The following is an 11,716-nucleotide window of genomic DNA, read 5'->3' as shown; positions in this document are numbered from 1 at the left end:
GCATCACCTGCTCGTCGAGCTCGCGGGCGGCGCGCGCCGAGGTCTGCACGCGCTCGGCATTCTGCTGGGTGACCTCGTCCATCTGCGCCACCGCCTGGTTGATCTGCTCGATCCCGCGGGTCTGCTCGTCCGAGGCCGAGGCGATCTCGCCCATGATGTCGTTGACCTTGAGCACCGAGCTGACCACGCCCTCGATCGAGCGCTCGGCGCGCTTGACCAGTTCGGCGCCGCCGTCGATCTCCTGGGCGGACCCGTCGATCAGCGCGCGGATCTCCTTGGCCGCCTCGGCACTGCGGCTGGCCAGGTTGCGCACCTCGCCGGCCACCACCGCGAAGCCGCGCCCCTGCTCGCCGGCCCGCGCCGCCTCCACCGAGGCGTTCAGCGCCAGGATGTTGGTCTGGAAGGCGATCGAGTCGATCACCCCGATGATCTCCGAGACCTTGCGCGAGCTGTCGGTGATCCGGCCCATGGTGTCCACCACCTGGCCCATCACCTCGCCGCTCTCGCGCACCGTGCTCGCCGCATCGCCGGCCAGGCCGCTGGCCTCGCGGGCGTTGGCGGCGTTCTGCTTCACCGTGGCGGTCATCTCCTCCATGCTCGAGGCGGTCTCCTCCAGCGACGAGGCCTGCTGCTCGGTGCGTGACGACAGATCCTCGTTGCCCGCGGCGATGTCCCGCGAGGCCGGGCGCACCACCGCGACGCTGCGATCGACGTCGCGCACGATGCTGCCCAGGCTCTTGCGCATCACGTCGAGTGCCGCCATCAGCTCGCCGATCTCGTCCTTGCGCCGACTGGGCAGGGTCGCGCCGAGGTTGCCCGAGGCGATCTGCAGGGTGAACTGCTTGGACTCGCGGATCGGCCGGCGGACCGCGCGCATGCTCAGCACCCCCATGACGATCAGCAGCACCAGGCCGGTTCCCAGCAGGGCGGCCTGAATGATCATCATCCGGTCCCGCTGCGCCTGGGCCTGACTGGCCATCTTCCGGGCCACGGCCTGCTTGGCCTGGATCAGACCGTTGATGCTTTCGCCCAGGGCGTCGCTATCCTTCTGCAGCGTCTCCAGCGAGTCCCGCAGAGCGACGAAGGCATCGAAGGCATCCTTGCCCGAGAAGGCGGTGACGATCTTGCCCAGGTCCTCCTCGAGGAAGGTCTCGAGCTGGCGGCCGAAGGCCTGGGCCCTGGGCGTCTGGTTGACGCCGCGCTCGCTGTAGTTCTTCCAGACCGTCTCGACCCGCTGGATGATCGTCTCGAGACGCTTGGCGAATTCGAAGCGCTGATCCATCAGGGTCATGCGGTCATTGTTCGAGAGCATCTGTGAGCCGCGGGTCGCCAGCTGGCCGATCTGCTGCAGCCGGGCCACGTCCTCCAGCCCGTCGCGCTGGAGCGCCTGGGTCCGCTCACTGGCGGCGTCGATCCCGTAGAGGCCCAGGCCACCCCCGGCGGCCAGCAGCACAAGCGACAGAAGCACCATGCCGGCCAGACGCCCCTGCAGGGAGCGCAGGCGGATACGCCGCAAGCGCCCCAGCAGGCCGCGGCGCACGATGCGCCCCTGCTGCAGGGTGTAGCGCCGCAGTCGGCCTTCGCGCAGGGCCGCATAGACGCGCTCGGCACGCTCGCACTCCTCGGCCAGGGCCTTGACCCGCACCGAGGCGTATCCCAGCAGCTTGTCGTCCTCGAGAATCGGCGTGACGCTGGCATCCACCCAGTAATGATCGCCGTTCTTGCAGCGATTCTTGACCAGCCCGCGCCAGGAGTCCCCCGCCTGGATGGTTTCCCAGAGGTTGGCGAAGGCGGCCTCCGGCATGTCCGGATGGCGCACGATGCTGTGCGGCGCCCCGATCAGTTCGTCACGCTCGTAGCCGCTGACCTCGATGAAGGCCTGGTTGGCGTAGGTGATCCGCCCCTTGAGGTCGGTGCGCGTGATCAGGTAATGGTCGTCATCGAGCAGGCGCTCGCGCTGGGTGACGGGCTGGTTGTCTCGCATGGTTGGTATTCCCCGCTGGCTGTACTCGGCGGCCGGCACTGTCGAGGGGTGCCGGCCTTTATCGTTGTGAGGTTGTCGTCATGTCGGCGACGCCGTGTCGCGCTGTCGTCGGGAGGGCGTCGGGGTCAGAAGGACTCCCAATCCGCTTCCGTCTCCCGGGCCACGGCGACGGGCGTGCGGCTTGCTGTCGTCCCGCCGCCCTCCGGGGCGCGGCTCAGTGCCGGCCGGGATGGCACGGCGGCATCGTCCGGTGCCGTGTCGAAGCGTGACGCCAGGCGGAAGCGCGCCACCGACTCGCTGAGCACCTCCGCCTCCCGGGCCAGGGCATTGGCGGCGTCCGCGGACGCCTGGACCAGGCTGGCGTTCTGCTGGGTGACCTGGTCCATCTGGCTGACCGCCTGATTGGTCTGGCCGATGCCCCGGCTCTGCTCCTGCGAGGCCGCGGCGATCTCGTCCATGATGTCGTTGACCCGCTGGACCGAGGCGACGATGTCGCGCATGGTGTCGCCGGCCTGATCGACCAGCTGCGAGCCGCTGTCCACCCGCGACACGGATGCCTCGATCAGGCCGCGAATCTCCTTGGCCGCGGCAGCCGAGCGGCTGGCCAGCTCGCGGACCTCGCCGGCCACCACCGCGAAGCCGCGCCCCTGCTCGCCGGCCCGCGCCGCCTCCACCGAGGCGTTCAGCGCCAGGATGTTGGTCTGGAAGGTGATCGAGTCGATCACGTCGATGATGTCGACGACCTGGTGGGAACTGCGGCTGATCTCGTGCATGGTATCGACCACCTGGCCGACGACGTCGCCGCCCCGGGCGGCGGTCTGCGCGGCGCTGTCGGCCAGCCGGCTCGCCTGGCGCGCGTTGTCGGCGTTCTGCTCCACCGTCGAGGTGAGCTGCTCCATGCTGGTGGCGGTCTCGGCCAGCGACGACGCCTGCTGCTCGGTACGCGCCGAAAGGTCATTGTTGCCGCCGGCGATGCTCTGCGAGTCGCGATGGATCGCCTGGCTGCTGCGACGCACGTTGCTCACCGTCCGCGACAGCCCTTCCTGCATGTGCGACAGGGCGGCAAACAGCTTGCCGATCTCGTTGTTGCCACGCTGCTCGATGCTGGCGGAGAGATCCCCTTCGGCCATGCGCTCGAAATGCACGACCACACGCTCCAGCGGATGGATCACGTTCCTGCGGATCCCCCACAGCACGAACAGGATCATGCCCGCGGCCGCGACCAGTGCCGCGGCGATGGCCGCCTTGAGCGTGACAGCCATGTCGCCGAAGGCCTGGTAGAGGGAGCGCCCGTCGGCCTCGGCCTGGGTGAAGAAGTCGACGGCGCTGGCGTAGAAGGCATCGTTCAGGGTCTGGACCCGGGGCGCGACCTCGCTGTAGGCGGCCAGGTCGGCATCCTGCAGGGCCTGAATCTGTGGCGCGATGCCCTCGTCGATCAGCGTGCGGAAATCCGCTTCCACCTGGTCGACCAGCGCCTGATGGGCGGGCTTGACGGGAATGGCCTGAAACTCGTCGAAGGTCTGCTTCAAGGTCGCCAGCCGGTCGGCCAGTCCGGCGGCGTCGCCGGCCGAGTTCCCCCAGGTGGCGCCGGTGAGGCTGGCGTACCGATCCTGGATGGCCAGGCGCAGACCGAGCAGCTGGCTGTTGGCGCGATTGAGGGTCGACTGCTGCTCGACGTTGACGCGATTGAGCGTACCCAGCGCCCCCTGGCTGTACTGCACGGCGTACCAGCCCAGCGCACTGACCACGACCAGCAACGTCGTGAACACCAGCAGTACCAGCATCCAGCTGGTCTTGACGGTCATGTCGTCGAGTCGCTTCACGTCACCCCCTTGTTTGTATGGTTATCTGCTCTGCGAATACCCGGCGACTCTCGCCTGCTCGAGACACCGGCCGTTATTCAAGGGTTATCGGCCTCCTCCGGCGTGACTTGAGCTCCGTCTCTTGATCGGGATCAAGTCACCTCCCCGTCTCCAGCACGACATCGTCCCGAACGAAAACGGCCGTGGCGCACGCCGCCACGGCCGGCAACCGCATCGCGACGCGGGCTTACTTCGCGGCAGTACTGTCGACCAGCGCCATCTCTTCGCTGGTCAGCAGCTTGTCGATGTCGACCAGCACCAGCATGCGGTCCTCGAGACTGCCGAGGCCGCTCAAGTAGTCCGACGAGAGCGTCACGCCGAACTCGGGGGCGGGCTTGATCTGCTCGGGGGTCAGGGTCATGACATCCGAGACACCATCGACGACGATGCCCACGATGCGATCGGCGACATTGACGACGATCACCACCGTCTGGCCGCCGTACTCGACGTTCTCCAGGTTGAACTTGATGCGCAGGTCGACGATCGGCACGATCACGCCGCGCAGGTTGGTGACGCCCTTGATGAAGGCCGGCGCATTGGCGATGCGGGTCACGTTCTCGTAGCCGCGGATCTCCTGCACCTTGAGGATGTCGACGGCATATTCCTCGTCACCCAGGGAGAAGACCAGAAACTCCTGGCTGTGGGCATCGATCGTCGCCTGGGCCTTGTCGGCGGACGTCGGGTTCGGGGTCACGCTAGTCATGAAGGATGCACCTCTTGAATGGACGAAGTGGTCACGGCCGCGCGCGGGTTGGACTTGCGCCGGCTGAGGCGATGCAGGTCGACGATGTCGAGGATCAGCGCGACACTGCCGTCGCCCAGGATGGTGGCCGCGGAAATGCCCGGCACCTTGCGATAGTTGGTCTCGAGGTTCTTGACCACGACCTGCTGCTGGCCGATCAGGTCATCGACCACCAGCGCATAGCGCCGCCCCTCGCCCTGGACGATGACGACGATGCACTCGGTGATCTCGGTCCGGGCCTCGGCGACATCCAGCACCTGATGCAGGGCGATGACCGGCAGGTACTCGTCGCGCACCTTGAGCAGCAGGTCGTCGCCGGCCATCGAGTAGAGGTCCTCGCGGGACGGCTGCAGCGACTCCAGCACCGCGCCCAGCGGCAGGATGAAGACCTCCTCGCCGACCTTGATGGACATGCCGTCGAGGATCGCCAAGGTCAGCGGCAGCACGATGCGCGTGGTCGTGCCCTCGCCCGGCCGCGACATGATCTCGACATGCCCGCCCATCGACTGGATGTTGCGCTTGACCACATCCATGCCGACCCCGCGGCCGGAGACGTCGCTGACCTGCTCGGCCGTGGAGAAGCCCGGGGCGAAGATCAGCTGCCAGACCTCGTCGTCGCTCATGGTGTCAGAGACGTTGAGCCCGTTGCTGTGCGCCTTGGCCAGGATCCGCTCCCGCGACAGGCCGGCCCCGTCGTCGATCACCTCGATCAGGATGTTGCCGCCCTGGTGCTGGGCCGAGAGCGTGAGCTGTCCGGTTCGCGGCTTGCCCGCCGCCTCGCGGGCCTCCGGCGACTCGATGCCGTGATCGAGGCTGTTGCGCACCAGATGCGTCAGCGGATCGATGATGCGCTCGATCAGGCTCTTGTCGAGCTCGGTGGACTTGCCTTCGGTCACCAGCTCGATCTCCTTGTCGAGCTTGGCGGCCAGGTCCCGCACCAGGCGCGGGAAACGGCTGAACACGTAATCCATCGGCATCATGCGGATCGACATGACGGATTCCTGCAGGTCGCGTGCGTTGCGCTTGAGCAGGTTCAAGCCATTGTGCAGCGCGCTGTGGGTCACGCCGTCGATCTCGCTCGCCGTCTGGTCGAGCATCGCCTGGGTGATGATCAGCTCGCCGACCAGGTTGATGATCTGGTCGACCTTGTCGACGGGTACACGAATCGAGCTCGATTCGCTGCCGCCCTTGGCCTTGTTGCCCTTGGGCGCCGCCCGGGTCTTGCCGCCCTTGTCTTCCCGTGCCGCCGGCGCTGCGCTCGGCGCCCTGGCCGGCTCGACTGGCGCCGCGGCCGGGGCTTCCTGCGGCTCGGCCCTGGCTGGCGCGCCGGCGCCCGGCTCGTTACCGGCTGAAGGCGCCGACTCGCCCAGCGGCGTGATCTCGAGCTGCTCGGGCTCGATGATGAAGCACATCACCGCCTCGATGTCATCGCGACCCACGGTGGTGGTCATCTCGACGACGTAGCGCTGCTCGTCGCCACTCTGCGCGACGACCTCACCCAGCTGCCCGAGCTCCTCGACCAGCAGCTGGCGGTCCTTCTCGCCCACCTTGAGCAGGGCCACCTGCAGGCGGGGGTCGCCACCCTCGCCGCCCTTGTCACTGCCGGCGCCCGAAGGGGCCTGATCACCACCCTGGGCGTCGGCCGTGTCGTCGTCCCGCGGCGCGGGGGCCGGGGGTTCGGGGCTCGCCTTGTCGGCGGCCCCCGCCGACGCAGCGGACGGCGGATCGCTGCCCATCGACTTGCCCAGCTCGTCCAGGGCGAGCTGTTTCAGCGTGCGACAGATGCGCTCGAACGCTTCGGGGTCGGGCTCGGCGCCGTTGCGGTAGGCGTCCAGCTGATCGTGCAACATGTCCTTCGCTTCCAGAAAGGTATCGACGATATCGCGGCGCAGGCTCAGCTCGCCACGGCGCGTGTGATCCAGCAGGTTCTCGAGGATGTGGGTCGTCTCCTGGAGCACCAGGAAACCGAAGGTGCCGGCACCGCCCTTGATGGAATGCGCGGCCCGGAAGATGGCGTTGAGCTGCTCGGGATCGGGGTCGTCGACGTCGAGATCCAGCAGGTGGCGCTCCATGTCGCCCAGAAGCTCCTCAGCCTCCTCGAAGAACGTTTCATAGAAATCGCTGATATCCATGCTCTATTCCACTCGCGTCAAGGGGCATTGCGCTGGGCATCGGAGGCAGGCAACGCCGGGTTCGGGGCGGACTCGGTGCGCAATGCCTCGGGCAGCAGCGACGAGTCCAGGCTCGATGGCTTCACGCTCCTGAAGCCGCTCTGGTTCTGGATGACCTCCGCCGTGTGCTTGTCCAGCACCACGATGCTGATGCGGCGGTTGACCGGGTCCCGGGGGTCCTCGGCATTGAGTGGCACCCGCGACCCCATGCCCGCCACGCGCAGCAGCTTCTGGGGGTCCAGACCACCGGCCACCAGCTCACGGCGCGCGGCATTGGCCCGGTCGGCGGACAGCTCCCAGTTGCTGTAACCCTTCTCGCCGCCGGCATAGGGAATGCTGTCCGTATGGCCGCTGAGACTGATCCGGTTGGGCAGCTGGTTGAGCACCGGCGCGATGGCACGCAGGATGTCCCGCATGTAGGGCTCGACCCTGTCGCTGCCCAGTTCGAACATCGGCCGCTTTTCGGAATCGACGATCTGGATGCGCAGGCCTTCCGGCGTCAGCTCGATGCGCAGCTGCGAACGCAGCTCGCGCAGATGCGGCTGGCGCTCGATCACCGACTCGATGCGGCGCTTGAGCTCGGTCAGCTGGCGCTGCTCGTCGGCGGGGCGCGTGTGCAGGCGGTCATCGATGCGCGCGCGTTCGCCCTCGCTGTGCATGGGGTCCGGCCCGCCCCCGGGAATCGCGCTGGTACTGGCGGTGGTCTTGTTGCCGCCGGCCATGGCCACCGGCAGCGGCGTGCGGAAGTACTCGGCTATGCTGCGCAGCTGCGCCTCGTTGGAGCGCGCCAGGATCCACAGCACCAGGAACAGCGCCATCAGCGCGGTCATGAAGTCCGCGTAGGCGATCTTCCAGTTGCCGCCATGGTGCTCCTGGCGCCTTGACTTGCGACGCCGGACGACGATCGGGCGGTTGTTGCTCATGAGCCACCCGCGGCGTTCTTGGAGGCACGCACGTGCTCCTCAAGCTCGGTGAACGTCGGACGCTCGGCCGTGAACAGTGCCTTGCGGCCGAACTCCACCGCCAGCTGCGGCGCGTAGCCGTTGAGACTCGCCATCAGGGTGACGCGAATGCACTGCAGCATCTTCACCGCCTCGTTCACCTGCAGCAGGATCCGTCCGGCCACCGGATTGACGAAGCCATAGGCCAGCAGGATCCCCACGAAGGTACCGACCAGGGCGTTGGCGATCAGCACGCCCATCTCCGCGGCCCCCTGATCGGCGGACCCCAGAGCGTGCACCACCCCCATGACCGCGGCGACGATACCGAAGGCGGGCAGGCCGTCACCCACGGCATGCAGGGCATGGGACGGGATCTCCGCCTCGTGCTGGAAGGTCTCGATCTCGTGCTCCATCAGGGCGTCGATCTCGAACGGGTCCATGTTGCCGCTGACCATCAGCCGCAGATAGTCGGTCAGGAAGGCCATGATCATGGGGTCGGCGAGCAGCCTGGGATAGTCGGCGAACATCGGGCTGTTCTGCGGGTCGTCGATGTCGCGCTCGATGGCCAGCATGCCGTCGCGGCGCGCCTTGGAGAGCAGCTTGTACTGCAGCGCCAGCAGCTCCATGTACATGGTCTTGTTGTACTTGGTGGTGCGCTTGAGCTTGGAGAAGGTGCGCAGCGTCGCCTTGATCGCCTTGCCGTTGTTGGAGGCGACGAACGCCCCCAGCGCCGCGCCGGCGATGATGACGAGCTCGGCCGGCTGGAACATGGCGCCCAGGTGGCCGCCCACCATGGCATAGCCGCCGAACACGGCCACGACAACAATGATATAACCAAGAACAATAAGCACGATGTATCCCTTGCCAAGAAACGGGGCCTCTTACCGTTATCGGCAGAGGCCCCGGGTGCTTGAGGGGTGGGCGAGAATTCTTTGCGTCAGGCCTGGCGGCGCCGGGTGTCGAGCAGCTCCGCGCCGTCGCCGGACTGCTGGCGACGATTCGCCGCCGCCTGACGCCGCTTGCGGGTCTTGCCGGCACGCGACGGCGGCTGACAGATGCCGCAGACAAATCCCTGGGGCGGCGTATGCGCATGCACCACGAAGCGGCCATGACAGCTGGTGCACTCGCACAGCTCCAGCAATTCGCTCTCGAAGAAGCGAATCAGCGTCCAGGCGCGCGTCAGCCCCAGCACCGGCTCGGCCTCTTCTTCCAGCGAAAGCTGCTCGAGATACAGCTTGAAGGCCCGCACGAAGGCGCCCATGCGGTCGCACTCGCAGTCCTCGAGCAGGCGCTGATAGATGTTGTAGAACAGCGAGGAATGGATGTTCGGCAACCAGGTGACGAACCAGTCCGTGGAAAACGGCAGCATGCCCTTGGGCGGCGACATGCCACGGACTTCCTTGTAGAGCTTGATCAACCGGGCACGACTCAGGTCGGTCTCGGTTTCCAGCACCTGCAGGCGGGCGCCCAGTTCGATCAATTCGATCGCCATCTGGACCTGGCGCATCTCGCTGACGAGACTCTTGTCGGCCATGTCCTCACCCCCGACCTGTCGTCGAATCCGGCCACCGCGCTTCCGCACCGGAGGCCATGAGCAGGGCCGAATGGATCTGACCGAGCCCCTGGTCGCGGGGGTCTTCGATGAGCTTGCGCAGCTGGTCGGGCTCGTCGAAACACAGCCGACAGAGCAACTGATTGGAGCGCGCCAGCTGCCCCAGCTGCTTGACCGAGAGCGAACCGAGCAGATCGGCCATCTCCTCGCTCAACTTGAGGCGGAACATCGCCGTCGGGCGGTCCTCGTTGAGCAGCCGCTGGACCAGCAGTAGATAGGAAAGATTCGTATCCTGAATATCGCTCAGGAGACTGTCGATAGGCATCACGTGTATTCCCTGCAATTACTGGCGTGAACGATTCAAGGCCGTTCAACTTGTTATCGAGTCGCCATGCGGCGCCCGGCCACTGAACGCTGTCAGCGTGCCATTATTGTGAGACTTTTTTATTAAGAAATTCAACTCAAGCGGCCAAGAAACTCAGGCACAGTGCAGGAAACGTGACTCAGATCAGTCACAAAGTTTAAATAGCTGTTTGAAAACGCATTTTCATGAGCAGAAAACGTCAGGCCGTGACTCCTGGAAAGCGCTCATGGTCGCCAGCGTTGACCCCACAGGATCGAGATCAACGCTTTTCCACGCCTTCTTCCTCCGCGTCGCGCTCCAGCCCATAGACCCAGACCAGCAGTTCGGCGATGACCTGGTAGAGCGCCGGCGGTATCCGGGCGTCCAGATCGACCTGCATCAACAGGCCGACCAGTTCCGGGGCATCATGGACGAAAACCCCCTGGCGATGCGCCTCGGCCACGATCCGCTCGGCCAGCTCGCCGTAGCCCTTGGCGACCACCTGCGGCGCGGCATCGCCCTCGCGATAGGCCAGCGCCACGGCCTGGCGGCGCGACTCGGAACGGGGGTCCCGGTAGGTCATGCCTCGCCCTCGAAGCCGGCGGACTCGGCGCCGCCCGCCCGGCGATCGCCATGCTCGTCGCGCAACACGCTGACCCTCACATCATCCAGCCCGCAGCGCCGAAGCCGCGACTCGAAGTCCGCCCGCCCCGCCTCCAGCCTGGTGAACACGGATGCCTCGCTGGCGTGAATCTCCAGGGCCAGCGAGCGCTCGCGAAGCCACAGCCGGACCCCCAGCTCCCCCAGGCTGGCCAGGCGCAGCGTCAGTTCGCTGTGCCAGCTGCCCTCGGAAGCGTCCTCCTCCGGACCGCCGTCGCGCGGATCCCGCTCGGCCTCCGGCGGCACATGCAGGGTCAGGGCCATGAACAGCCCGGACCAGACATCCCCCTCCCAACGGATGACCGGCGTGACCATCATCTCGAGCTGGTGGCGCACCAGCTGCTGCAGGACATCGTCCTTGCCCTGCGCCGACTGGGCAGCCTGGGCCTGCTGCGAGGCCAGCTGGAGATCCCGCGCCGCGACCTCGGACAGCGCATCACCGGCCGCCAGCGGACGAAAGCTCAACGCGGCCATGGCGGGCACGGGCGAGGCAGATGCCGCCGCTCCGCTTCCAGCCGCTTGCGGGGGGGGCGGAAAGCCGCCGGTGGGCGCCGTGCCCGCCGCGCCGCTGGATGTCGACGGCAGCCGGGGCGCAAACTGCATCTGCGGCTCGCGCAGCAGCATCCCGCGCGACAGCTCGCCGCGAAACCAGCGCGCCAGATGAGCCTCGTAGAACAGGCCGCTGGTCTCGATGCCGGCCTGCAGCCGGGGTGCCAGCTGCGTCGCATCCAGCGACGCCCCGGATGCCGACAACGGCGCCGCCGGGCGAATGACCGACGGCGGCGCGGGAAATTTCAGCAGCACATCGGCAATCGTGCGTGCCGCCGGGCTGAAGCGGGTCGTCGTCGAGGCCGGCAGCAGGGCCTGCGGAAGCTCGCCCGAGGCCCTGCCCGACGCCGGGGAGACGCCCGCCTGGGGCAGCGTCCCGCCGGCACGGCCGGACTCCAGGCGCGAATCGCTGTGCAGGGCGCGCAAGGCCGAATTCGGCGTCAGCGGCCTGACCGGCTCCGCCTCATTGCGGATCACCGGGGCATCACCCCGCTTGCCCAGCACCTGATGAAGCAGGGTATCGATCAGCGGCGTGATGACACCGCTCACCGCGACCTCGTCGACATCCGCACAACCTGGCTGCCGCCGCGATAGGCCTGGCTGGCCTGGCGCTGACGCTGCTGATCGCCGATCAGCAGCCCCAGCTCGTCACGGCGTGTCTGCAGATGACGGCGCGTCTCGCCATCCTGCTCGAGAATCCGCTCGAGCAGCTCCGCCTTGCGCCGGGCCTCGGGCGTCTCCAGCACGCAGTCGACCTCGAGACGCTTGATCGTCTCGACGGCCACCACGTAGCCGGACTCCTCCTCGACCAGCTCCGGCCAGTCACCATTGCGGGCCAGATCCAGCATCCTTGCCGAGCGCTGCAGCAGCTGCTCGTAGCTTGCCAGCACATCTCTTGCCGCCATCATGCGG

At 67.1% G+C, this 11,716-nt stretch carries 11 protein-coding genes; all 11 read right to left on the bottom strand.

Annotated features, from left to right (window positions below; translation table 11 throughout):
• Positions 1-1,984, bottom strand: a 1,984-nt coding sequence (locus tag KGQ91_RS11690) for a methyl-accepting chemotaxis protein (protein ID WP_224421047.1), incomplete at its 3' end; no start/stop codon positions are given.
• Between the two features lie 125 nt (positions 1,985-2,109).
• Positions 2,110-3,807, bottom strand: a complete 1,698-nt coding sequence (locus KGQ91_RS11685) for a methyl-accepting chemotaxis protein (protein WP_318010280.1) — start codon at positions 3,805-3,807, stop codon at positions 2,110-2,112.
• A gap of 226 nt (positions 3,808-4,033) precedes the next feature.
• Entirely contained in the window at positions 4,034-4,549 is a 516-nt protein-coding gene (gene cheW / locus KGQ91_RS11675; RefSeq protein ID WP_163648851.1) for a chemotaxis protein CheW, read from the bottom strand.
• Entirely contained in the window at positions 4,546-6,720 is a 2,175-nt protein-coding gene (gene cheA, locus KGQ91_RS11670; protein ID WP_224415026.1) for a chemotaxis protein CheA, read from the bottom strand. The genes cheW and cheA overlap by 4 nt, the downstream gene beginning before the upstream one ends.
• Positions 6,721-6,737: 17 nt before the next feature.
• Complete coding sequence (motB, locus tag KGQ91_RS11665) at positions 6,738-7,682, bottom strand: flagellar motor protein MotB (protein WP_224415027.1); 945 nt, start codon at positions 7,680-7,682, stop codon at positions 6,738-6,740.
• Entirely contained in the window at positions 7,679-8,551 is an 873-nt protein-coding gene (gene motA, locus KGQ91_RS11660) for a flagellar motor stator protein MotA (RefSeq protein WP_163648856.1), read from the bottom strand. Before motA ends, motB begins: the two co-directional genes overlap by 4 nt.
• 86 nt (positions 8,552-8,637) lie before the next feature.
• A complete protein-coding gene (gene flhC, locus KGQ91_RS11655; RefSeq protein WP_163648857.1) occupies positions 8,638-9,234 on the bottom strand; it encodes a flagellar transcriptional regulator FlhC in 597 nt (198 codons plus the stop codon).
• Between the two features lie 4 nt (positions 9,235-9,238).
• Positions 9,239-9,577 (bottom strand): flagellar transcriptional regulator FlhD, encoded by a 339-nt coding sequence (flhD, locus tag KGQ91_RS11650; protein WP_163648859.1) that lies wholly within the window; start codon positions 9,575-9,577, stop codon positions 9,239-9,241.
• 298 nt (positions 9,578-9,875) lie between these two features.
• Positions 9,876-10,178: an EscU/YscU/HrcU family type III secretion system export apparatus switch protein gene (locus KGQ91_RS11645; RefSeq protein ID WP_163649456.1), complete on the bottom strand. Its 303-nt coding sequence runs from the start codon at positions 10,176-10,178 to the stop codon at positions 9,876-9,878.
• Positions 10,175-11,353, bottom strand: coding sequence for a flagellar hook-length control protein FliK (gene fliK / locus KGQ91_RS16810; protein WP_224421046.1), 1,179 nt, complete (start codon positions 11,351-11,353; stop codon positions 10,175-10,177). Before fliK ends, KGQ91_RS11645 begins: the two co-directional genes overlap by 4 nt.
• Entirely contained in the window at positions 11,350-11,712 is a 363-nt protein-coding gene (gene fliT, locus KGQ91_RS11635; RefSeq protein WP_224415029.1) for a flagellar protein FliT, read from the bottom strand. The genes fliK and fliT overlap by 4 nt, the downstream gene beginning before the upstream one ends.
• Positions 11,713-11,716: the final 4 nt, after the last annotated feature.

Source organism: Modicisalibacter tunisiensis (assembly GCF_020148005.1).
Classification (GTDB): Bacteria; Pseudomonadota; Gammaproteobacteria; order Pseudomonadales; family Halomonadaceae; genus Modicisalibacter; species Modicisalibacter tunisiensis.
The sequence above is the reverse complement of the archived record's forward strand: the minus strand, read 5'-3'. Positions and strand labels throughout refer to the sequence as shown.

Bases quoted from the DNA above. Each gene is read 5' to 3' on its own strand.
- fliT (WP_224415029.1), bottom strand. From the start codon at position 11,712: ATGATGGCGGCAAGAGATGTGCTGGCAAGCTACGAGCAGCTGCTGCAG.
- KGQ91_RS11645 (WP_163649456.1), bottom strand. From the start codon at position 10,178: ATGACCTACCGGGACCCCCGTTCCGAGTCGCGCCGCCAGGCCGTGGCG.
- motB (WP_224415027.1), bottom strand. From the start codon at position 7,682: ATGAGCAACAACCGCCCGATCGTCGTCCGGCGTCGCAAGTCAAGGCGC.
- cheW (WP_163648851.1), bottom strand. From the start codon at position 4,549: ATGACTAGCGTGACCCCGAACCCGACGTCCGCCGACAAGGCCCAGGCG.
- cheA (WP_224415026.1), bottom strand. From the start codon at position 6,720: ATGGATATCAGCGATTTCTATGAAACGTTCTTCGAGGAGGCTGAGGAG.
- flhD (WP_163648859.1), bottom strand. From the start codon at position 9,577: ATGCCTATCGACAGTCTCCTGAGCGATATTCAGGATACGAATCTTTCC.
- flhC (WP_163648857.1), bottom strand. From the start codon at position 9,234: ATGGCCGACAAGAGTCTCGTCAGCGAGATGCGCCAGGTCCAGATGGCG.